Consider the following 20,853-nt stretch of genomic DNA (forward strand, 5'->3'; position numbering starts at 1 on the left):
GCCGGGCGTCGCCGCGTCGGCCCGGGCCGTGCCGGGCAGGCGCAGGCCGCGCGGCACGTCGGCGGGCGTCACGGTGAAGCCCCAGTCCGCCAGCGTGCGTCGTTCCGCCTCGGTGGGGTCGGCCCCCAGCCGCAGCAGCAGGCCGAGCCCGTCGCGCACGGCGTCGCGCAGCGTGGCCTGGCCACCGGCGCCGAGCGCGCGCCAGGCGCGTTCGTCGATCACCACCAGGTCGAGTTCGGCCAGGCGCGCGGCGGTGAGCGCAGCGCGGTCGTCGCCCAGCACGATGCCGGCGCCCAGGCGGAGCTGGCTGCCGAGCGCGAGGCCGCCATCGAGCGCCCAGCGTCGCAGGTACTTGAGTTCGGGGCTGGCGCCGCCGGCGACCACCAGCACCCGCAGCGCATCGCCTTCGGACGTGCGCAGCGGCAGCGTGACGCCGCCGGTCGCCTCTTCGCCATCGCGCCGCCACTGCAGGCGGTAGTCCGCCGCGCCCGCCGGACCGGCGACGCCCATGAGCCGGAATTCGCCTTCCGCATCGAGTGCGGCACCATCGATGCGCTGGCCCGCCGGGTCGAGCAGCTCGACCTGGCCGCCGGCGTGACCGGCGATCCGGCCCGCCAGCTCGAAACGGCGGCCGCGGACCAGCGTGTCGGGCAGCGCCAGCGCGACCAGGGTGTCGGGCAGCGGCACGGACTCGAAGCGGATATCCAGGCCGCGGGCAGAATCGCGGTCGCGCGAGGGCAGGCCGCTGCCGAGCACGCGCACTGGCCGCGCGGCGGGATGGCGCCGCAGCGCGGTGCCGAGGTCGGGCACCGGCTCGGCGCCTTCGAATGCGGGTGCCCCCGGCAGCGACACGATGCGCGCGTCCGTCGTGGGCTTGAGCGCATCGACATCGGCGCCTTCGGTCAGCACCAGCAGCGCACCGGCCTGGCCGGGCTGCAGGGGTGGCACCAGCACGCACCCCAGCAGGCCCGCGAGCGCGGCTTGGCCCACCAGCAGCACGGCCCGGCGCCAGGCGCGCTCGCCGCGATTCGATAGCACCACACGCAGCATCGCCACCGCGGCGACGCCCGCCAGCACCCAGGCCATCAGCGCCACCTGGCTCATGGCGAAGCCTCCGTCCGCAGGGCGTCGAGGTAGGCCTGGCCGCGGCCACCCGGTCGCGGTCGCGCCGGGGTCATCGCTGCGTCGCGTGGCAGCAAGGGCCACAGGCGGGCGCGCAGCGCGGCGCGGCAGTCGCCGCAGGCGGGGTCGCGGCGCAGCGCGTCGATGGCGGCCACCAGCGACAGCGGGTCGTCCACGCGCGCTTCGTTGGCGCGCAGCCAGTCGGCGAAGGCGTCCAGTTCGGCGTCGCCGCCCGCCGGTGTCGCCAATGCGCGCCACAGCGGCAGCGCCGGGTTCTCGCCGGCTGCCAGCGGCACCAGGCCGGTGCCGCGCGAGGCGATGCCCTTGCGGTCGCCGGTCATGCGGCGCGCTTCATCGATCGGCGGCAGCTCCAGGCCGGTGCGCGCGAGGTAGATGCGCGAGGCCTGCTGCACCTGCTTGATGAAGCCAAGCGCGCGATAGGCGTGCGGCAGCGCCGCGGCCGGGTCGCCCTGGCGCAGGCCGCCTTCGGACAGCCACATCGCGTCGAGTGCCTGCTTCAGCAGCGCGCGGGTCTCGGGGTCGAGCAGGGTCGCGGCCTCGGCCTCGTCGTGGGTGTGGCCGTAGAGCTCGAGCACGCTTTCGCCGCCGGGCGGCGTGGGCGCGGCCGGGGGTTCGGCATCGTGGTCGTGGCCGTCGCCATCGTGGTGTTCGCCGTCCTCGTAGCCGGGCGGCGGCTCGGGCTCGCCTTCGCTCTCCTCGCCGAGGAACTGGCCGTAGCGCAGGCGCAGCAGGCGCTGGTCCACGCCCAGGTTGTTCGAGCGCAGCATGAACTCGTCGGCCGACAGCCGCGGGCGATCGACCAGCAGCGCCTCGGCGTCGATGATGATCTGGCGCTGGCTGCGGAAGTAGGCCGGCAGCGCTTTCTTCACCAGGCCCTCCATGCCGCTGGACTCGGCGCTGGGCGGCAGCGGCCAGCGCAGGATGAAGCGGGCGCTGCGGCTTTGCTGTGGCGTCGGCGCGCGGTTGTCGGCCACCACCAGGCGCACGATCAGGTCGTCGCCTTCGCCAAGGCCCAGGCTCGCGAGGTCGAGTACGTGCGCGTAGCGGCGCAGGCGCGCGTCGCCCTCGCCGCGCAGCGCCAGCGTGCGCTCGGTCACCGTGACCTGTTCACCGCTGCCCTGCGCCAGCGTGATCTCCAGGCGCGCGGCGCCCAGGCCGTGGTCGTCGCTGGCCTCGAAGTCGAGCGCCCATTGGCGCTGGCCGGGCGTGGCCAGGGTCAGGCTGCGCTCGGGCGCGACCGCGCGCAGCTGTGGCGGCTGGTCGGCGATGGCGTCGAGGCGGTGCAGGTCGTCGTCGCGCAGCGGCAGCGGGCCGACGGTCTCTATGCGGTAGAGCGTGGACTTGGACAGCGTGCGCGCCGCGGTCCAGTCCTCGCCCTCGCGGGTCAGCGGCAGGCGCTGGCCGTCATGGAAAACGAGCTCGGCGGCCTCGGGGTTGGGCGTGAAGCGCAGCGTCCAGTCCAGGCGCGCGTCCTGCGGCAGCCTGGCCGAGAGTTCGGACTGGGTGCTGGCATCTAGGCCGGTGTAGGCCGGCGGTTCGATGCCGAGCCGGGCCGAGGCCAGCACGATGTCGGTGGCCTGCGCGGCCGGCATCGGTGCGGGCGATGTTGCGCGCTGCGGCAGCGGCACGGTGAACGAGTAGGGCGGCATCCACGCCGTGGCCGCGACCAGCACGGCGAACACCGCCCAGACCAGCAGGAGCCAGCCGCGCGGCCACGGCGTGCGCAGGTCGGCGGGCCGCACGGCCAGGCGTTCGACCAGGCGTTGCTGCTGCAGGCGTTGCAGCGGGCCGAGCGCCGACGCGTCGGTGAACAGGAGGTCGGCGCTGTCCTCGAGGTCGGCGCGGGCATCGAGCCGGCGGGCGAGGGCGCGCATATCGCGCCCGGGCCGCTTCAGCCAGGCCAGCATCGGCACCACCGACGCGATCATCGCCAGCACCAGCAGGTGCGGCAGCGATGCATCCTTCGCCAGCGACACCGCCACGAATGCCGCCACCGGCAGGGCAAACGCCGCCACGACCAGCGCGTGGCGCCGGCGCGCGGCGGCGAGCGCCTCGCGGACGGGCGCGGCCAGGCTCATGCGCCCGCCTCGCGTCGCCCGGTCGCCAGCCAGCGTTCGAGTGCGAACAGGCCCAGCAGCAGCCACAGCAGCGGCATCGCCAGCTCGCGCGGTGTCTCGGGGAAGTCCGGGCCGCCGGGTTGCGGTGCGTACGCCGCGGCCGCCGCGCGCTGCGGCGCGGGCGGCGGCGCCTGCAGCAGGTGGCGCAGCGTGTCCGGGAAACCCGGCTCGAGCAATTCAGGCAAGGCCGCGGGCGACAGTGGCACCGCAAGCTGCACGACCATGCCTTTGCCCAGCGCCGCGCGTTGTGCGCGTGGCTCGCCGCGGGCGTCCTGCCACGCAGGCTGGCCGCGCTGCGGCAAGGGCCACTCGGCATCGGCGACGATCAGCGCGCGGCCGCCTGCGTCGACCCAGGCGAGCACCGAAGGCGGCAGCGGGCCGGGCGCCAGCCAGGCGAGGTGGCGCGTGTCGGCAGCGAGCGCCGCATCGACGGGCGCGATGTCCGGCGCGATGTCGGGGGCCGTCGCGGCATCCGGCGTCCAGGCCAGGGCCGCGGCGCGCAGGTAGCGCAGGCCCGGCGTGTCGTCGCCGGCGTGCCGAACCGCGAGCGAGAAGGGCGGTTCGGCCGCGCGCTTGGCTTCGGCGGGGGCGCCGTCCACCACGCGCCAGTCGACGCGGCGCGACAGCCGCGGCGGCTCGCCGTCGGCGCCGTCGAAGCGTTCGGTGGCCAGCACGGTGAGGGCCGTGCCGGACGGCAGCATCGCGTCGAGCTCGCGCAGCAGACTGGCCGTGGCCACCGGTGGCGACGGCATGGCCTCGGTGATCGGTGGGAAGCCGGGCGCCAGCCAACGGCGTTCGGCGTCTTCGGGCAGCGCGGGCGCCTGGCGGGCGTCGGCGCCGGGCATCACCACCAGCCAGGGCGCACCGGCGCCCGCACCATGAAGCACCGGCTGCGCCAGCAGCAGCGCCAGCCCGGCCACCAGCAGCAGGCGCAGCGCCAGCAGCAGCCACTCGTCGAAGCGCAGTTTCTGGCGTGGCTTCAGGCGTGCGGCCAGCCAGCGCAGCGCGGCGAAGGCGGTCGGCTTCTGTTCCTCCCGCCGCACCAGGTGCACCAGCAGCGGCAGCGCCAGCGCCGCCAGCGCCCACAGCCCGACCGGGGCAAGCAGGCCCAGGCTCACGTGCGCTCCGAGGCCAGCGGCGCGAACAGGCGGCGCAGCGGCAGGTCCAGCGGCTGGTCGAGGAAATACTCGACCCGCCGCACGCCGGCGGCGGCCAGCCGCAGGCCCAGCGCCTCGCGGGCGGCGGCGAATCGCGCCAGGAAATCACTGCGCGCGGCGACGCCGTCGCTCAATAGCTCCTGCCCCGATTCCGGGTCCCGGAAACGATGGCCGCCGCGGAACGGGAAATCGCGCTCCTCGGCGGTGAGCAGCTGCACGTTGAGCACTTCCCGACGGGCGGCGGACAGCTTCTCCGCCATCGCGACGACCTCATCGTCGAAATCGTCGCTGAGCAGCACCACCAGCTGGCCGGCGAGCGCGCGCTCCCAGAGCGGACGCAGGCGCGCGGCCTCCGGCCAGCGGCCGGTTGGCCTGGCGGCCTGCAGCTCCAGCAGGCAGCGGTCGCGCTGGCGCGGCCCGGCGCCGGACGGCACCAGCCGCAGCCCGTCGCCGTTGATCACCGCCAGGCCGAAGTAGTCGCCCTGGCGCAGCGCGAGTTCGAACACGCAGGCCGCCAGCGCGCGCGCGGCGTCGAGCCGCGTCCAGCCGGCGCGCGCGGCGTCGCCCTGGCCCATCGAGGCAGTCGCGTCGATCACCACCCATGCGGTCAACGGGCTGTCGCGCTCGGCCTCGCGCACGAAGAACCGGTCCGAGCGCGCGTACAGCTTCCAGTCGATCTGCCGCAGTTCGTCGCCGGGCTCGTACGCGCGGTACTGCGCGAACTCCAGCCCGGCGCCGCGGCTGCGGCTGGGGTGCTGCCCGAAGCCATGCCCTCCCACGGCCCGGCGCCCCGCGAGGCGCAGGTCCTTGAGCCGCGCGCGCACCGCGGCGGGAATGAAATCGGGGCCGGGCACGCCGCGGCTCAGCCGCCCAGCGGCACGCTGCGCAGCAGCGAGGCCACGACGTCGTCGGCCGACTTCTGCTCGGCCTCGGCCGCGAACGACAGCAGCAGGCGGTGGCGCAGCACGGGCGCGGCCAAGGCGACCACGTCCTCGCGGGTGGCGGCGAAGCGGCCGTGCAGCAGGGCGCGCGCCTTCGCCGCCAGCACCAGCGACTGCCCGGCGCGCGGGCCTGCGCCCCACTTCACCCAGTTCAGCACGTCGGCCGAGGCGCCCGGCAGCGGCCGGCTGGCGCGCACCAGGCGCGTGATCCAGTCCAGCAGGTCGGCGCCCAGGTGCACCTCGCGCACGCGCGCTTGCAGCGCCAGCACGTCTTCGCCGCGCATCACCTGCGGCACCTTCGCGGTCTTGCTGCCGGTGGTCTGCTCGATGATGTCGCGCTCCTCGGCCTCGCTGGGGTAGTCCACCCGCACGTGCAGCAGGAAGCGGTCGAGCTGTGCCTCGGGCAGCGGGTAAGTGCCGGCCTGCTCGAGCGGGTTCTGCGTGGCCAGCACGAAGAACGGCGCCGGCAGCACGTGGGTGACGCCGGCGTAGCTGACGGTCTTTTCCTGCATCGCCTCCAGCAGCGCGGCCTGGGTCTTGGGCGGCGTGCGGTTGAGCTCGTCGGCCAGCAGCAGGTGGGTGAACACCGGGCCCGGCTGGAACTTGAAGTGGCGGTGGCCGGTGCCGTGGTCTTCCTCCAGGATCTCGGTGCCGAGGATGTCGCTGGGCATCAGGTCGGGCGTGAACTGCACGCGCCGGAACTGGAGGTCCAGGGCCTGGCCCAGGGTGCGCACCAACAGGGTCTTGCCCAACCCGGGCACGCCCTCGAGCAGGCAATGGCCGCCGGCCAGCAGGCCGATCAGCAGCTGCTCGACCACGTCCTCCTGGCCGACGATGGCCTGGGCGATGGCGGCGCGCAGCGGGGCGATGCGGGCGAGCTGGGTTTGGAGCTCTGCTTCGGGGGAGTGGGTGTTGGTCATTGGGTTTCCGGTTTTCTGGTGCGCATCCAGGAACTAGTGAAGAGGAACTAGGAACTAGTAGAGGCAGGTCTCGACAGGTTGCTCGGCGAAGCCGATTTTCACTAGATCCTAGTTCCTCTTGACCAGTTCCTAGCTCGTAAGCGCGTACATCACGATATTCACCGCAAACTTCGTATTGTCTTCCGCCAGCCAGCGCTTGTTGCGCCAGTCGTAGTCCCACTCGCAGCCGTAGTCCTTGTTGCTGTAGAGCACGCCCAGCCGGCCATCGATGCTGATGCCCTTGAGGTAGTCGTGCACGATGTCGTCGCCCCAGCCGTTGAGTTCGAAGCTGGTGGTGGGCGGGCCGTCGAACTTGAAGAAGCTCGAGTAGAGCGGGTGGCGCGGCGGCAGCTTCTGCATCGCGCGCGGGCCGAAGATCGACGCCATCTCCTCCTCGAAGGACTTGGCGAACAGCCCGTCGATGTCGTGGTTGCAGTCGTCCACGAACACGAAGCCGCCGCTGCGCACGTAGCGCTCGAAGTTGCGGCGCTCGTCCGGGTTGAACTCCACCAGCTTGTGGCCCGACAGGTAGCAGAAGGGCGCGGTGAGCATGCGCGGGTCCGACAGTGCCAGCACGTGCTCCTTCGGGTCCACCCGCAGCGGCGTGTACTCGATCAGCGAAGTGATCACGTTGGCCGGCATGCGCTGGTCCACGTCCCAGTCGCCCGAGTCGTACATCAGCCGCGTGAACCAGAAATCGTAGTCGGCGCCGGCCTGCGCCATCAGCCTGCGCGAGAGCAGGGGCTGGGTGGCGAGGGCGGTGGCGAAGGCAGCGAGGAAGTGGCGGCGGTTCATGGGGTGGAGCGTTCCCCTCTCCCCAGCCCTCTCCCCCAGGGGAGAGGGAGCTTGAAGCCCCCCTCCCCTGGGGGAGAGGGGTTGGGGAGAGGGTTAGCTTTGCCTCAACTCAAACCGCGTCGGACAGCGACGTGAACGTGAAGTCCCGCAGCTTCATCGGCGGGATCATCATGATGAACGGCGACTCGTCGGCGCCCAGGCGCACCGGCTTGCCGAGCTCCTCGATGTTGTTGAGCATGATCACCGGCGACTCGTTGAAGCGGAAGTTCTTCACCGGGTGCTTGATCTCGCCGTTCTCGATGTAGAAGGTGCCGTCGCGGGTCAGGCCGGTCAGCAGCACCGTCTGCGGGTCCACCATGCGGATGTACCAGGTGCGGGTGACCAGGATGCCCTTCTGGGTGCCCTTGACCAGCTCGGCGGTGGACTTGTCGCCACCCGACATCAGCAGGTTGCCCGGGGTGGCGATGGCCTTCTTGCCCTGCTTCTGCGCCCAGTAGCGCGAGTACTGCAGGTTGGCGATCTTGCCGTCCTTGATGATGTCCATCGCCTCGCGCGGCAGGCCGATGTCGTCCCAGGGCATCACCGGCGCATCGGCGTCCCACGGATCCGCGCGCAGGTTCACGCGCGGGTCGTAGACCTGTTCGCCGAGCTTGGTGCCGCCGCCCTTCTTCGAGAGGAAGCTGCGGCCTTCGTCGGCCTGGCGGGCGTCGAAGAAGAACATCATGAAGCTGATCAGGCCCGCGGCCGCGGCCGGCTCCAGGATCACGGTGTACTTGCCGGGCTCGAGCGCCTTGGCGTCGGCCGAGTCGCGCGCCTTCTGGATCGCGATCTGGATGTCGTCGCTGGCCTTGAACTGGCTGACGTCGCCGAGGTTGCGCGAGACCCAGCCCGAACCGCGGCCGTCCTCGGTGCGCACCGTGCAGGTGTAGTTGAGGTTGGTGGCCTGCTGGTAGCCGAAGTTGCCCTTGTTGTTGGCGAAGGCGAAGAAGCTGTGGCCATCGCTGAGGAAGCCGGCGGCGATGAGCTTGTTCTCCTTGCAGGGCGTGATCGAGTCGGCGGCCACCTGGGCGCGCAGCTCGGGCGTGATGGCGGCCGTGGCGGCGTTGAAGGTCGGGCTGGCCTTGTAGACCTGCTTCTCCAGCGCCGGCATGTACTCCTCGTTCTCCGGGGCCAGGCGCGCGAGGTCCTCGGCCCGGCGAACCACCCGCTCGAGCGCGGCGTCGTCGAACTCGTTGATGGTGGCGATGCCTTCGCGCTTGCCGAACGCGCACTGCACCGCCAGCTGGATGTCGCTGACGATGCCGCTGGTGGAGACGTTGTTCAGGGCGAAGCGGATGTTGCCGTTGATGGCGCCGGTCAGCGTGGCGGTGCAGTCGTCGGCGACCGACAGCTTGATGACCTTGTCCAGGATGGCCTTGGCCTGTTCTTCGGTGAAGATGCTCATGTGTTGGGCTCCTGGCCGGTCAGCCGATGTTGCGGGCGGTGTTGATGACGTTCATGCCGTCGAAACGGGCCGTGCTGGAACCATGCGACACCGCCGAGACCTGGCCGGGCTGGCCCTTGCCGTCGAAGAAGCTGCCGCCCAGGCGGTAGTCGGATTCGTCGCAGATGGCCGAGCAGGCGGCCCAGAACTCCGGCGTGCGGATCTGGTAGGCCACGTCCTCGATCATGCCGGCGATGGCGCCGTCCTTGATCTCGTAGAACAGCTGGCCGCCGAACTGGGCGTTGTAGCGCTGCTGGTCGATCGAGAACGAGCCGTCGCCGATGATGTAGATGCCCTTCTCGACGTCCTTGATCATGTCGGCGACGGAGAGCTTCTCCTTGCCCGGCGCCAGCGACACGTTGGCCATGCGCTGGAACTGCACGCTGGACCAGGAGTCGGCGTAGCAGCAGCCGTGCGATTCGGTCTCGCCGATGATGTGGGCCTGGTCGCGGATGGCCTGGTAGTTGACCAGGACGCCGTCCTTCACCAGGTCCCACTGCTTGGTCTTCACGCCCTCGTCGTCGTAGGCGACGCCGCCCAGGCTGCCTTCCTGGATCTTGTCGGCGAACAGGTTCACGCGCTCGTTGCCGTAGCGGAAGCCCTGCTCGCGCTTGTCGAGCGTGGCGAAGCTGGTGCCGGCGTAGTTGGCCTCGTAGCCCAGCACGCGGTCGAGCTCGAGCGGGTGGCCCACGTTCTCGTGGATGGTCAGCCACAGGTGCGAGGGGTCGAGCACGAGGTCGTACTTGCCCGGCTTCACCGACGGGGCGGTAAGCTTCTCGCGGGCCTGCTTGGCGGCGGCGACGGCGTCCTCGACCATGTCATAGGACTTGCCGTAGTTCACCACGCCGTTGGGCGACACGTACTTCTGCGAGGCGTCGCCGTCGAGGTACTCGTAGCCCATGCCCATCGGCGCCGACAGGCCGTCGCGGGTGCGGAACTTGCCGCTGGCCTTGTCGATGGCGGTGACGGTGAACGGCGCCCAGATGCGGTGCACGTCCTGGTCGATGTAGCTGCCGTCGGTGGAGGCGAAATACTTCTGCTCGTTCACCAGGAACAGCGTGGAGTTGACGAAGTCGGCGCCGGCCTTGATCGCGGCGGCGTTCACGCTCAGCAGCAGGTCGACCTTGTCCTTGAGCGGCACGGCCATGGCGTTCTTCTTCACCGGCGCCTTCCAGCTCACTTCGCCGACGCCAGTGACCTTGGCCAGCTGCACCGGCGCGGTCTGGAAGCGGGAGTTGGCCTTGGCGATGGCGGTGGCCTGGCGGGCGGCGTCGGCGACCGCGGCGACGCTGAGGTCGCGGGTGGCGGCGAAGCCCCAGGCGCCGTTGGCGATCACGCGGATGCCGACGCCGGTGGATTCGGTGTTCACCACGTTCTGGACCTTGTCCTCGCGGGTGATCACGAACTGCTGCAGGTAGCGGCCCACGCGCACGTCGCAGTAGCTGGCGCCGGCGCCGGTGGCGGCGTTCAGCGCGGCGTCGGCGATGGCTTTCTTGAGCGCCACGTCGAGGCCGGAAACCAGCTCCTGGGCGGCAATGGAGCGGCTGTAGGGAAGCATCAGGCCGGCAAGGCCGACGCCCGAGATCGTCAGGAAGTCGCGTCTGTGCATCGTGTCACTCCAGCGAAGGGGCCGGGCCGCGCGCCGGCGGTACCGGACGTTGCGGCGAGAGAAGTTGCCTCCCGACTGTGGCGAATGCCGTCCGGGACGGTCAAGTGACCATTGGCCTAGGGCTGGTCGCGGCCGGATGACCGTTTCCGGGTCGGCATGGGCGCGTGAAGATAGCGGTCGGGCAGGGGCGCCGCGGCCTCGCTGCAGGCGGTGGTGCCGGCGTCGCACACGCGCCATGGCGTGCCGGCCGGGCGCGGCTTGGCGAGGTGCTGGCCGGCGTTGTCGACGGTGGCCACCAGCTCGGCGCCGGCATGGATGTCCACGCGCTCGGCGCCCCCTTGCCAGGACAGCGTCGTCAGCTCGCGCCGGCTGGCGCCGACGCGCTGGGTGCGCGCCACCAGCGCGTGCGGATCGACGGGTTCGGCATTGCGCACGCAGGCATACGTCTCGACGATCCGCGGGCCGGTGTCGAGCACCGCGAAGTCCTGCGCCCGCACCGGCGCCGCCGGCACCGCCTGGTCGAACACCCGCGAGGTGATGCCCAGCGATGCCCAGGTTTGTTCGGTGTAGCGGTCGCTCTCGGCCGTGAGCGCGATGTTGCCGCCGTCGGATAGCACGATGCCGTAGCGCTGCATCGTGCGCAGGATCACCTGCGCCGCCGGTGGGTACAGGCCGACCGGGAAATCGGCGCGCAGCCGCAGCCGGGCGCCGTAGGGAATCGTGCCTTCCGGTCCGCTCGGCCCGCCGGCGTGGCTCGCCGGCCGCACGTAGACGGGTCGGCGCACGCCACCCGCCAGCGTGGTGGCCATGCGCGCATTGGGCAGGATGAAGCGGATCGCATGGCCCAGGTCGCCGTCGGCCTGCTGCATCGCCGCGTGCACTTCGTCGGCGTTGAACAGCAGCGGTGCGATCGGGAAGCCGGCGGCGTCGGCGCTGGTGCAGTGCTCGCCGCGGTTGCTGGCCGGATAGACGCGGTCCAGGCGCCACACGGCCAGGCACTGTGCCTGGAGCCCGCCGGCGCCGCTGGCGTTGGCGCGGTAGGCCTCGTACAGGCGCGCGCCCTGCACCACCAGCAGGTGGCAGTCGCCGTTGGCGTTGTCGCAGGCCAGGCCGTCCTGGCCTTCGATCGCCGCGTCCACCGGGACCGGCATCGCGGTGCCCGGCGCCTCGCAGTCGGGCGAGTAATAGCTGCCCGCGGACGGGTAGGCGAGGATCGTCCGCAGCGGCGCGTCGTTGCCGGCGCGCACCACGTGGAAGCTGAAGTCGATCTGCATGCGGCCGTTGCCGAAGCCGCCCAGGCCCACCCAGGTCGCCACCATCGCCGCGGAATCCGGGTGCAGGGGGGCGTCGCGGATGTCCTGGTGCCAGACCGCGCCGGGCGGGAAGCGCGGCGGCGGCTCGGCGCGCGCCGCGGCGGCGAGCAGCACGAGCAGGGCGGCGGACAGGCTTCGGCAGCAGGCCATGGCGGTCATTCCCGGCGAAGACGGCGCCAGCATACGCCCTCCGTTCCGGGGAACTTCAGGCCGGGGCGGTCACTCTCAAGGGCGTCTGAACTGCGCGGAGCCCCGGCATGTCCCAGCGTTTCCACTACGGCCCGTGGCTGGCGGCCGCCTTCCTGGCCGCCAGCGGCCTGCTCGCCTGGAAGTACTTCCCGCGCGACGAGACGCCCGAACCCGCCACTGCCGCCGCGCCGGCCACCGGTCCGGCGCCCGTGCTGGATCCCGCGCCCACGGCACCGGCCGATGCGTACCCGATCGATGCCGTGCCGGTGCTGCCCGACGCCACCGAGGCGCCCCTGCCCGCGCTGGACCAGAGCGATGCCGAAGCCATGGCCGCGTTGGCGGCGGCGGCCGGCGGCGCCGACCTCGGCGCCTTCCTGCGCCTGGAGTTCCTGCTGCCGCGCCTGGTCGCGACCATCGACGCGCTGCCACGCAGCACCGTCACCCAGAACGTCTATGCGGCCCGGCCCGTCGCCGGCACGCTGGGCGTGGCCACGCGCGATGGCGGCACCTGGCTCGACCCGGGCAACGAGGCCCGCTACGCCGCCGCCGTGGCGCTGTTCGAGGCGGTCGACGCCCGCCAGCTGGTCTCGGCCTACGTCCGCTTCTATCCGCTCCTGCAGCAGGCTTACCGCGACCTGGGCGTGCCGGACCGGCAATTCAACGACCGGCTGGTCGAAGTGATCGACCACCTGCTGGCGGCGCCGACCCCGGCGGGTCCGATCGCGCTGGTACCGGTGCCCGACAAGCCGCGCTGGGCCTTCGCCGACCCGGCGCTCGAGGGCGCCTCGGTCGGGCACAAGGCCATGATCCGCCTCGGCCCGGAGCAGGCCGCGCGGGTGAAGGGCAAACTGCGGGAGCTGCGCGCGCTGCTGGCGGGCCAGCGCCCCGCGGCCTGACCCCGGCCGGCGCGCGCCGCTTGCGCTAGGCTGGCCGCCGGATCCACCGGTCGGAGCCGGCATGTCGCCCCTGCAATACCTCGGTCGTCGCCTCGCGGCCTTCCTGGCGCGGCCGCGCGAACGCAACAGCCACATCCCCACCAGCCCCACCGGCCTGCTGGCGGCCACCCTGCGCAAAGGCGACGTGGTGCTGGTGGAGGGCAGCAGCCGCTTCGCCAGCGCCATCAAGTACCTCACCCAGTCGACCTGGTCGCACGCCGCGCTCTATATCGGCGACACCCTGGGACCGCCGGCCGAGGGCGAGGAGCCGCGCGTGCTGGTGGACGTGGACGTGGTGGACGGCGTGCGGACGATCCCGCTGAGCACCTTCTCCGGCCTGCATACCCGGATCTGCCGGCCGGTCGGCCTGGGCGAGGCCGAGGTGGCGGCGCTGGCCGAGTTCATGCTGTCGCGAAAGGGCATCACCTACGACCTGAAGAACATCTTCGACCTGGCCCGTTACTTCATCCGCACCCCGCCGGTGCCGGGTTCGATGAAGCGCCGGATGCTGTCGTTGGGCAGCGGCGAGCCGACCAAGGCGATCTGCTCGACCCTGCTGGCCCAGGCCTTCGAGTCGATCCACTACCCGATCCTGCCCGAGGTGGAGCTGGTGGACGTGGATTCCCCCGGCGCCCGGCGCGCCCGGCGGGAGATCCTGCACATCCGGCACCACAGCCTGTACGCACCCCGCGACTTCGACGTCTCGCCCTTTTTCCAGGTGGTGAAGCCGCGGCTCGCCCACGGGTTCGACTACCGCAGCCTGGACCTGCGGCGGCCGCCCCCGGCCGAACCCCCTGCCGCTTGAATTCCGGCGTGCCATGGTGGAATTTGCTAGGGTGGGCGCGCCGCAGGCAGCGGCACCTACCAGTGTTTTCCGGCCAGCCAGGACGCCCCCGTGGCGTCACCAACCAATAGGGTGAAGGAAATGATGGGAATGATGAGATTCGCGGCCGTGATCGCGCTGGCCACGATCTTCGCGGGCCTGCCGGCGCTGGCGCAGGAGCCGGCTCCGGCTCCGGCCGTGGATCTCCAGACCGCGCGCTGCGCCGACTTCAATGGCGCCGCCGACGAATCCCCGTACGTCGCTTATGTCGAGGGCTTTGCCAGTGCCCGCGGCAGCGAGGGAAGTTCCGCGGCCCACCTGGCATCGGTGCGCCAGGCCTGCGCGTCGCAGCCGGAGGTCGGCTTCCTGTCCATGGTGACCGCCACGGCGCCGGCGCCCCTGGCCGCCGTGGGCCCGGGCCAGGGCCCGACGTCGTGCACGGCCCCGCCGACCAGCACCTGCAACGGCTGCTCGATCAGCTGCGATGCCGGGAAGCAGGCCGTGTGCCGATCCGGCCGTGATTTCGGCTCGGTCCGCTGCGCCACGCGCGCGCGCTGCGCCTGCGAATGATCGTGTGATCGCCGCGCCGCAGCCCTTGGCCGGGTGGCGGCTGCGGCAGGTCGTCGCCGACACCCACCAGCTGTCGAAGGTCGGCGGCTTCCTTTACGTGTTTGGCTGGGCCGTGATCGGGTGGCTCGGCAACGTACTCGACTTCGCGCCGGTCATCGCGCTGGCGGTGGGCGGCGGCTTCCTCGTCCTGGCCGCGCTGCGCTGGGCCATGCGCCCGCCCGACGCCGGCGACGAGGAACAGGCTCGCCGCTGGCTTCGGCGCTACGCCTTCGTGCTGCCGCTGGCCTCGGTCCTGTGGGCCGGCGTGCAGGCCTGGGTGCTGCTCGATGCACGCTTCGGCGAGGACACGCGGATGGTGTCGCTGATCGCCACCATTGGTTACGCCACCGTCTTCGCCAACGTCTACTCGACCGTGCGGCACCTGGCCGCGGTTGGCGTGGGCGTGCTGTTCCTGCCGATGCTGGTGGTGCTCTGGAGCCTGCCCGACGTGCGCGCGCTGGCGGTGGCGATGTCGTTCTACGCGCTCTACCTGGCCGGGGCGCTGGTGCGCAGCCACGCCGAGTACCGGCGCCGCCTGCGCCTGGACGAGGCGCTGCGCGAACAGCGCGACCTCTACGAGCACCTGAGCCGCACCGACTCGCTGACCGGGCTGGCCAACCGCCGCCATTTCACCGCCTGCCTGGAGCATGCCGCCACGCGCGCGCTGCGCGGCGGCGCCGGGTTCACGCTGATGATCTTGGACATCGACCACTTCAAGCGCGTCAACGACCGCCTCGGCCACGCGGCCGGCGATGCCTGCCTGCAGGCGCTCGCCGATCGCCTGCACCGGGCCTTCCCGCCGCCTTCCTGCCTGCTGGCCCGGCTGGGCGGCGAGGAGTTCGGGGTGCTGCTGGACGGCGTGCAAGTGGATGGCCGCGCGCTGGCCGAAGCGCTGCGCCACGACCTGGCGCAGCACCCGCTTGACTGCGGCAACGGCGTGCAGCTGTCGGTGACGGTCAGCATAGGCATCGGCACCTTCGAGCCGGCCCGGCACGGCGATGCCGACGGGTTGTACCGTGCGGTCGACCTGGCGCTGTATTCGGCCAAGGGCGAAGGCCGCAACCGCGTGCACGCGCTCGCCGGCGAAGGCGCCTGAGCCGCGGCACCGGCTAGAATCACCGGGTTCCCATGGCGGAGACCGCCCTTGGCCCTGGCCGCCGACCCCGCGCTCGATACTTTGTTCCTGCCGATGTCCTCGGGCGCCCTGGACTGGCCGGCGCCGGGCGGGACGCTGTTCCTGCGGGCGCGCGCCGGCGTCGCGCTGAACGCCGCGCGCCGGCACAGGCCGGTGTGCGAACAAAGCTTCCGCCCCTGGGCCGAGGCGCTCGAGCGCGACGGGCTGGCGGTGTCGGACGCCAACAGCGGCCGGTTCGAACGGGTGCTGGTGCTGGCGCCGCGCCAGCGCGACGAATCGCGCGCGCTGCTGGCTCGGGCGCTGGCGCAGCTGGCCCCGGGCGGCGTGGTGGTGGCCTGCGCTGCCAACAAAGAAGGCGCGCGCTCGATGCAGGACGACCTGGCGCGCCTCGCCGGCCCGGTGCATGCGCTGACCAAGAACCACTGCCGGGTCTGCTGGACCGCGCCGATGGCCGCCGGCCAGGTGGATGCGGTGCTGCAGGCCGAGTGGCGGGCGCTCGACGCGCCGCGACGCATCGCCGACGGCCGGTTCCTGAGCCGGCCGGGCCTGTTCGCCTGGGACCGCATCGATGCCGCCTCCGCGCTGCTCGCCGATTGCCTGCCGGCCGATCTCGCGGGGCAGGGCGCGGACCTGGGCGCCGGCTTCGGTGTCCTGGCCAGCGAAGTATTGGCGCGCTGCCCGGCCGTCACCGGCCTCGACCTGTACGAGGCCGAGGCTCGCGCACTGGCGCTGGCGCGCGAGAACCTCGCCGGGGCACGCGTGCCGGTCGCCTTCCACTGGCACGACGTCACCCGTGGCCTGGCCGAGCGCTTCGACTTCATCGTCAGCAACCCGCCCTTCCACCAGGGCCGCGCGGACGAGCCCGGCCTGGGCCAGGCCTTCATCGCCGCCGCCGCGGGCGCACTGCGCGCCGGCGGGCGGCTGTGGCTGGTGGCCAACCGGCATCTTCCCTACGAGTCGGCGCTGTCCCGCGGCTTCTCGGCCGTGCGCACCGTGCGCGAGGACGCGGGCTTCAAGGTGATCGAGGCGATCAAGGCGGGCGCGGCATGAAGCTGGTGAAGCTGATCGCGAACCTGGGCTACGGCAGCCGCAAGCAGGTGCAGCTGATGTTCCGCGAAGGTCGCGTCACCGACCCGGCCGGCGAGGTGCTGTATGCCGACGATGCCGTCGGCCACGACCAGGTCCGCATCGACGGCGAGCCGCTGGATCCGCCGCAAGGCCTGCTGCTCCTGCTGCACAAGCCCACCGGCTACACCTGCTCGACCAAGGACCCCGGTCGCGTGGTCTACGACCTGCTGCCGCCGCGCTATCGCTTGCGCGACCCGCTGCTTTCCACGGTCGGCCGCTTGGACCGCGACACCTCGGGCCTGCTGCTGATGACCGACGACGGCGCGCTGCTGCACCGGATCACCTCGCCCAAGGCGAAGCTGGAGAAGGTCTACGAAGCCACGCTGGCCGCGGACCTGCGCGGCGTCGAGGCCGAGGTGTTCGGCAGCGGCACGCTGATGCTGGAGTCGGAGAAAACGCCGCTGGCGCCGGCCGGTTTCCAGGCGCTGGGCCCGCGGCGGGCGCGAATCACGCTGGTCGAGGGCCGCTACCACCAGATCCGGCGCATGTTCGCCGCGGTCGGCAACCACGTCGAAACCCTGCACCGGCTTAGCCTGGGCGGCCTCGGGCTGGACGCGATGGCCCCGGGGGAGTGGAGGGTGCTGGGGGATGGGGATCGGCGGGTGATTTTTGGGGGCCAGGAACTAGGAGCTAGTAAATAGGAAATAGGAAATAGGAGCTAGTGAGGTGCAAACGGCCGGCATGGACCTGCTCCACTATTTCCTAGCTCCTATTTCCTATTTCCTATTTCCTAGCTCCTAGTTCCTCTCCACTGGTTTCTGCCCACTCGCTCCAGCCGGCGCATCAATCCCGGAAGTTGTCGAACTGCAACGGCAGTTCGATGTCGGACTTGCGCAGCAGCGCCATCGCGTCCTGCAGGTCGTCGCGCTTCTTGCCGCTGACCCGCAGCTTGTCGCCGTTGATCTGCGCCTCGACCTTGAGCTTGGCTTCCTTGAGCGTGGCCACGATCTTCTTGGCCAGCTTCTGCTCGATGCCCTGCTTGATGGTCACCTTCTGGCGCGCGCCGGCCAGGTTCACTTCCGGCTCGGCCACGTCCAGGCAACGGATGTCGATGCCGCGCGCGACCAGGCGGCCGCGCAGGATGTCTAGCATCTGCTTGAGCTGGAAGTCGCTGGGCGCGTGCTGGGTGACCACGAAATCATTGAGCTCGAACTTGGCGTCCGTGCCCTTGAAGTCGAAGCGGGTGGACAGTTCGCGGTTGGCGGTGTCCACGGCGTTGGTGAGCTCGTGCTTGTCGACTTCCGAGACGACGTCGAAGGAGGGCATGGCGGGATCGGTGGCAGGAAGGGATGCCGGGATTCTAGCCCAGCCCGCGCGGCGCGGTCAGTCGTCACGGGGCTGACTGGCACCGAAACGGGGCGGTCCGCATTCAAAAAGAATTCAGACGCCCGGGCGCAATGATTCGCGCCGTGGACCCTCCCGTCCACGCACCTGCCGAGGTCGACCATGTCCCATCTCAAGCTTGCCACCCTGGCCCTCCTGCTCGCCGGCTCCACGGCCCTGCCGGCCGGTGCGCAGAACAGTGGCCTGCCGGGCGCCGTCCGCGATGCCCAGTCCCGGGCGGAAGTCCGTGAGCGCAGCGAGGATCGCGACGATCGCCGCGGCGACCGCCAGAGCCGGGGCGACGAGCCGGGCGGCCGCCACGGCGTCGTAAGCGACGGCCGCCGCGACGATCGTCGCGACTGGCGCGAGGACCGCCGCGACGACCGCCAGGATCGCCGCTACGACCGCCGGGACGACCGCCGGGACTGGCGCGCCGACCGCCGTGAAGACCGCCGCGAATGGCGCGACGACCGCCGCGATTGGCGCGATGACCGCCGCGAGTGGCGCCAGGACCGCCGCGACGACCGCTACTACGATCGCCGCGACTACTACGCGCGCCACAACGACGGCCGCTGGAACGGCTACTACTGGCAGCCGCAGTACCGCTACCGGGCGCCGGTGCGCTACGTGTACCCGCGTGGTTACGCGCCGTACCAGTGGCGCGTGGGCCATCGCCTGCCGCGCCACTACTACGACCGCCACTACTACGTGGACTACCGCGCCTACCGCCTGCCGCCGCCGCCCTACGGCTACCACTGGGTCCGGGTCGACCGCGACGTGGTGCTGGTCGCGCTGGCCACCGGCCTGATCCGCGACGTGCTGTACGGGCTGTACTACTGAGGTTGCGCGCAAGTGCACCGCGAGGGGCCGGCCATGCCGGCCCCTTTTTTATTCCGTGGGCCCTGGGCCCGCCTCGGCTCAGGGCGCGAACAGTTCCGGCTGCGGCGGCAGCTCGTCGTGCCGGCGGAAGTTGGCCAGGCCCACGCCCACCAGCCGGTAGCGCGTGCGCGCCGGCAGTTCGACGCGCGACCGCAGCTCGAGCGCGATCGAGACCACCTGCGCCAGCGAGGTGGGCGGCGAGGGCGGCGTGAGGCTGCGGGTGAGGATGCGGAAGTCGGCGGTCTTGAGCTTGAGCACCACCGTGCGCCCGCTGCGGTCGCCCTCGCGCGCGGCCGCGGCCCAGGCCTTGGCCGCGAGGCGCTCGATCGCCTCGGTGGTCTGCTCCAGCGGGATGTCGCACTCGAAGGTGTCCTCGGCCGAGACCTGGGTGGTTGGTCGCTCCGATTCCACCGGATGTTCGTCGATGCCCAGCGACAGCTCGTGCAGGCGCCGGCCCCAGCGGCCGAAGCGCCGCTCCAGTTCGTGCAGCCCGTGCTCGCGCAGCTGGCCGACGGTGCGGACGCCAAGCGTGGCCAACTTCGTTTCCATCACCTTGCCCACGCCCGGCAGCTTGCCCACCGGCAGCGGCGCCAGGAAGGCCAGCACCTGCGCCGGCTTCACCACGAACTGGCCGTCGGGCTTGCGCCAATCGCTGGCGATCTTGGCCAGGAACTTGTTCGGGGCAATGCCGGCCGACGCGGTAAGCGCGGTTTCCTCGCGGATGGCGGCGCGGATCGCCTCCGCGACCGCGGTGGCGCTGGCCAGGCCGGTCTTGTTCGCGGTGACGTCGAGGTAGGCCTCGTCCAGCGACAGCGGTTCGATCAGGTCGGTGTGGCGGGCGAAGATTTCGCGCACCTGGCGCGACACCGCCTTGTAGCGGGCGAAGTCCGGGGGCACGAAAATCGCCTGCGGGCACAGCTTCTCGGCGCGCAGCGCCGGCATCGCCGAGCGGACGCCAAACTTGCGCGCCTCGTAGCTGGCGGCGCACACCACCGAGCGCGCCCCGCGCCACGCAACGACCACCGGCCTGCCGCGCAGCGCGGGATCGTCGCGCTGCTCCACCGACGCGTAGAACGCGTCCATGTCCACGTGCACGATCTTGCGGGGCGGGGCCATGCGGCATTGTCGCCCACTGGCGCGGCCGTCGCAGCGGGGCGGTGGCCTCAGGCCGCGCGCAGCCGGAAGCGGTCGCGGTACTCGGCCGGGGTCAGTGAGGTGGCGCGCTTGAACAGCTTGCGGAAGCTCGAGGCGTCGCTGTAGCCGCAGCGCTCGACGATCTCCTCGAAGCTAAGCAGGGTGGTCTCGAGCAGCGCCTTGGCGCGTTCGACCCGCAGGTGCTGCACGTGTCCCAGTGGCGTGCTGCCGTAGTGCTGGCGGAAATGCCGCAGCAGGCTGCGCTCGCTGGTGCCGCAGGCTTCCGCGAGCTCGCTGATGCTCAGTTCGCGGTGCAGTTCCTTGTGCAGGAAGTGCTCGGCCTTCTCGGAAAGCGAATGCCGCGGCCGCTCGGTCAGGGCCAGGCTGATGTAGGGCGCCTGGCTCTGGCGGTCGGGGTCGATCAGCATCATGCGCGCGGTGTGCTGGGCCAGCGCCGGGTCCACGCGCTGGGCCAGCAGCTGCAGGATGTAGCTCAGCACCGCGGTGCTGGCGCCGGTGGTGGTGACGCCGCCGTCCTCGACCACCATGCGCTCGACGTCGAGCTTCACCCGCGGGAAGCGCTGCCGGAACGCCGCGTCCAGCCACCAGCTGGTGGTGGCGTGGCGGCCGTCGAGCAGGCCGGCCTCGGCCAGCAGGAAGGTGCCGCAGCAGTTCGCCGCGATCGGCACGCCGCGCAGGTGCATGGTCCGCAGCAGCGCGATCTCCGGCCCGAAGCCGGCCAGCTGGTCGACCATGTCGCCGGCGCTGGCGTGCATGTAGCCCGGCACCAGCAGCAGGTCCAGCGGGACGTCCGGCGACTGCACCGGGCCGATCGACAGCCCGCCGCTGCCGGCTACCGTGGCCTGCCCGCGCGCACCGACCAGGACGGTCTCGAGGCGCAGCCGGGTGCCGGGGTCGCGCGCCTGGTCCAGCTTCTGGGCGACGCGCAGGATGTCCATCGGCCCGGTGAGGCTCGACAGCACGGCGCCTTCCAGTGCCAGCAGGCCGACGGTGAATCGCTGTTCACCGCGTGACATAGATCGCTCCGGAGTGCTGCTGCAGCCAGTCCGCCAGCGCGTCGGGCACGGCCAGCGCGCCGGCGTCGGCACCGCCGCAGCCCACCAGCGCGATGCGGCCGGGATGGCCGACGGGCAGCGGCGTCGCCGAGGGCGCGACCAGCT

Annotated in this window: 18 protein-coding genes and 1 pseudogene; 7 read left to right on the forward strand and 12 right to left on the reverse strand. The window is 71.7% G+C overall.

Translation table 11 applies throughout. The features are described from left to right. From Q0C12_RS11055 to Q0C12_RS11095, 9 genes and pseudogenes are all read right to left on the reverse strand, one after another. Positions 1–1,104, reverse strand: a pseudogene (locus Q0C12_RS11055) (carboxypeptidase regulatory-like domain-containing protein); the annotation flags it as partial. Further along, positions 1,101–3,221 (reverse strand): hypothetical protein, encoded by a 2,121-nt coding sequence (locus tag Q0C12_RS11060; protein WP_290890288.1) that lies wholly within the window; start codon positions 3,219–3,221, stop codon positions 1,101–1,103. The gene Q0C12_RS11060 and the pseudogene Q0C12_RS11055, both read right to left, overlap by 4 nt. Then, positions 3,218–4,378 carry a BatA domain-containing protein gene (locus Q0C12_RS11065; RefSeq protein WP_290890291.1) on the reverse strand — a complete coding sequence of 387 codons (1,161 nt, stop codon included), beginning with the start codon at positions 4,376–4,378 and terminating at the stop codon, positions 3,218–3,220. The genes Q0C12_RS11060 and Q0C12_RS11065 overlap by 4 nt, the downstream gene beginning before the upstream one ends. Then, a complete protein-coding gene (locus Q0C12_RS11070) occupies positions 4,375–5,271 on the reverse strand; it encodes a DUF58 domain-containing protein (protein ID WP_290890294.1) in 897 nt (298 codons plus the stop codon). Before Q0C12_RS11070 ends, Q0C12_RS11065 begins: the two co-directional genes overlap by 4 nt. Before the next feature lie 8 nt (positions 5,272–5,279). Next, entirely contained in the window at positions 5,280–6,278 is a 999-nt protein-coding gene (locus Q0C12_RS11075; RefSeq protein ID WP_290890297.1) for a MoxR family ATPase, read from the reverse strand. Between the two features lie 129 nt (positions 6,279–6,407). Next, positions 6,408–7,040 carry a DUF4159 domain-containing protein gene (locus tag Q0C12_RS11080; protein ID WP_290890334.1) on the reverse strand — a complete coding sequence of 211 codons (633 nt, stop codon included), beginning with the start codon at positions 7,038–7,040 and terminating at the stop codon, positions 6,408–6,410. A 181-nt stretch (positions 7,041–7,221) separates the two neighbouring features. Continuing rightward, complete coding sequence (locus tag Q0C12_RS11085; protein ID WP_290890300.1) at positions 7,222–8,556, reverse strand: TldD/PmbA family protein; 1,335 nt, start codon at positions 8,554–8,556, stop codon at positions 7,222–7,224. A 19-nt stretch (positions 8,557–8,575) separates the two neighbouring features. Further along, positions 8,576–10,204 (reverse strand): TldD/PmbA family protein, encoded by a 1,629-nt coding sequence (locus Q0C12_RS11090; protein WP_290890303.1) that lies wholly within the window; start codon positions 10,202–10,204, stop codon positions 8,576–8,578. A gap of 116 nt (positions 10,205–10,320) precedes the next feature. Continuing rightward, entirely contained in the window at positions 10,321–11,667 is a 1,347-nt protein-coding gene (locus Q0C12_RS11095; RefSeq protein ID WP_290890305.1) for a hypothetical protein, read from the reverse strand. A 107-nt stretch (positions 11,668–11,774) separates the two neighbouring features. Between Q0C12_RS11095 and Q0C12_RS11100 the strand changes: the two genes are divergently transcribed. The 6 genes from Q0C12_RS11100 to Q0C12_RS11125 all read left to right on the forward strand — a co-directional run bounded on the left by Q0C12_RS11100 (position 11,775) and on the right by Q0C12_RS11125 (position 16,977). Further along, positions 11,775–12,602, forward strand: coding sequence for a DUF3014 domain-containing protein (locus Q0C12_RS11100; protein WP_290890308.1), 828 nt, complete (start codon positions 11,775–11,777; stop codon positions 12,600–12,602). Positions 12,603–12,663: 61 nt separating this feature from the next. Beyond that, a complete protein-coding gene (locus Q0C12_RS11105; RefSeq protein ID WP_290890311.1) occupies positions 12,664–13,446 on the forward strand; it encodes a YiiX/YebB-like N1pC/P60 family cysteine hydrolase in 783 nt (260 codons plus the stop codon). Between the two features lie 132 nt (positions 13,447–13,578). Next, the gene (locus Q0C12_RS11110; protein WP_290890313.1) at positions 13,579–14,034 is read left to right on the forward strand and encodes a hypothetical protein; all 456 of its coding nucleotides are present in this window, start codon (positions 13,579–13,581) and stop codon (positions 14,032–14,034) included. A 4-nt stretch (positions 14,035–14,038) separates the two neighbouring features. Next, on the forward strand, positions 14,039–15,169 hold the full coding sequence (locus Q0C12_RS11115; protein WP_290890316.1) for a GGDEF domain-containing protein: 1,131 nt from the start codon (positions 14,039–14,041) through the stop codon (positions 15,167–15,169). Between the two features lie 93 nt (positions 15,170–15,262). Next, on the forward strand, positions 15,263–16,258 hold the full coding sequence (locus tag Q0C12_RS11120; protein WP_290890337.1) for a methyltransferase: 996 nt from the start codon (positions 15,263–15,265) through the stop codon (positions 16,256–16,258). Next, positions 16,255–16,977 carry a 16S rRNA pseudouridine(516) synthase gene (locus Q0C12_RS11125; protein WP_290890319.1) on the forward strand — a complete coding sequence of 241 codons (723 nt, stop codon included), beginning with the start codon at positions 16,255–16,257 and terminating at the stop codon, positions 16,975–16,977. Before Q0C12_RS11120 ends, Q0C12_RS11125 begins: the two co-directional genes overlap by 4 nt. Positions 16,978–17,119: 142 nt before the next feature. Here the strand turns inward: Q0C12_RS11125 and Q0C12_RS11130 are convergent, their stop codons facing one another. Beyond that, a complete protein-coding gene (locus tag Q0C12_RS11130) occupies positions 17,120–17,602 on the reverse strand; it encodes a YajQ family cyclic di-GMP-binding protein (protein WP_290890322.1) in 483 nt (160 codons plus the stop codon). 180 nt (positions 17,603–17,782) lie between these two features. On the opposite strand from Q0C12_RS11130, the gene Q0C12_RS11135 reads away from it, so the two are divergent. Continuing rightward, entirely contained in the window at positions 17,783–18,499 is a 717-nt protein-coding gene (locus tag Q0C12_RS11135; RefSeq protein ID WP_290890324.1) for an RcnB family protein, read from the forward strand. 78 nt (positions 18,500–18,577) lie between these two features. Here the strand turns inward: Q0C12_RS11135 and dinB are convergent, their stop codons facing one another. After that, the gene (gene dinB, locus Q0C12_RS11140) at positions 18,578–19,654 is read right to left on the reverse strand and encodes a DNA polymerase IV (RefSeq protein ID WP_290890327.1); all 1,077 of its coding nucleotides are present in this window, start codon (positions 19,652–19,654) and stop codon (positions 18,578–18,580) included. A 47-nt stretch (positions 19,655–19,701) separates the two neighbouring features. Next, positions 19,702–20,709 carry a helix-turn-helix domain-containing protein gene (locus Q0C12_RS11145; RefSeq protein WP_290890331.1) on the reverse strand — a complete coding sequence of 336 codons (1,008 nt, stop codon included), beginning with the start codon at positions 20,707–20,709 and terminating at the stop codon, positions 19,702–19,704. Positions 20,710–20,853: the final 144 nt, after the last annotated feature.

The sequence above is a fragment of the Arenimonas sp. genome, from assembly GCF_022842045.1.
In the GTDB taxonomy this organism is placed as follows: Bacteria; Pseudomonadota; Gammaproteobacteria; order Xanthomonadales; family Xanthomonadaceae; genus Arenimonas.

What these genes read in the sequence shown, in the direction of transcription:
- Q0C12_RS11110 (WP_290890313.1), top strand. Translation starts at nt 13,579, where the DNA reads ATGAGATTCGCGGCCGTGATCGCGCTGGCCACGATCTTCGCGGGCCTG.
- Q0C12_RS11105 (WP_290890311.1), top strand. Translation starts at nt 12,664, where the DNA reads ATGTCGCCCCTGCAATACCTCGGTCGTCGCCTCGCGGCCTTCCTGGCG.
- Q0C12_RS11120 (WP_290890337.1), top strand. Translation starts at nt 15,263, where the DNA reads ATGTCCTCGGGCGCCCTGGACTGGCCGGCGCCGGGCGGGACGCTGTTC.
- Q0C12_RS11095 (WP_290890305.1), bottom strand. Translation starts at nt 11,667, where the DNA reads ATGGCCTGCTGCCGAAGCCTGTCCGCCGCCCTGCTCGTGCTGCTCGCC.
- Q0C12_RS11085 (WP_290890300.1), bottom strand. Translation starts at nt 8,556, where the DNA reads ATGAGCATCTTCACCGAAGAACAGGCCAAGGCCATCCTGGACAAGGTC.
- Q0C12_RS11090 (WP_290890303.1), bottom strand. Translation starts at nt 10,204, where the DNA reads ATGCACAGACGCGACTTCCTGACGATCTCGGGCGTCGGCCTTGCCGGC.
- Q0C12_RS11100 (WP_290890308.1), top strand. Translation starts at nt 11,775, where the DNA reads ATGTCCCAGCGTTTCCACTACGGCCCGTGGCTGGCGGCCGCCTTCCTG.
- Q0C12_RS11060 (WP_290890288.1), bottom strand. Translation starts at nt 3,221, where the DNA reads ATGAGCCTGGCCGCGCCCGTCCGCGAGGCGCTCGCCGCCGCGCGCCGG.
- Q0C12_RS11145 (WP_290890331.1), bottom strand. Translation starts at nt 20,709, where the DNA reads ATGTCACGCGGTGAACAGCGATTCACCGTCGGCCTGCTGGCACTGGAA.
- Q0C12_RS11135 (WP_290890324.1), top strand. Translation starts at nt 17,783, where the DNA reads ATGTCCCATCTCAAGCTTGCCACCCTGGCCCTCCTGCTCGCCGGCTCC.
- Q0C12_RS11125 (WP_290890319.1), top strand. Translation starts at nt 16,255, where the DNA reads ATGAAGCTGGTGAAGCTGATCGCGAACCTGGGCTACGGCAGCCGCAAG.
- Q0C12_RS11130 (WP_290890322.1), bottom strand. Translation starts at nt 17,602, where the DNA reads ATGCCCTCCTTCGACGTCGTCTCGGAAGTCGACAAGCACGAGCTCACC.
- Q0C12_RS11075 (WP_290890297.1), bottom strand. Translation starts at nt 6,278, where the DNA reads ATGACCAACACCCACTCCCCCGAAGCAGAGCTCCAAACCCAGCTCGCC.
- dinB (WP_290890327.1), bottom strand. Translation starts at nt 19,654, where the DNA reads ATGGCCCCGCCCCGCAAGATCGTGCACGTGGACATGGACGCGTTCTAC.
- Q0C12_RS11080 (WP_290890334.1), bottom strand. Translation starts at nt 7,040, where the DNA reads ATGGCGCAGGCCGGCGCCGACTACGATTTCTGGTTCACGCGGCTGATG.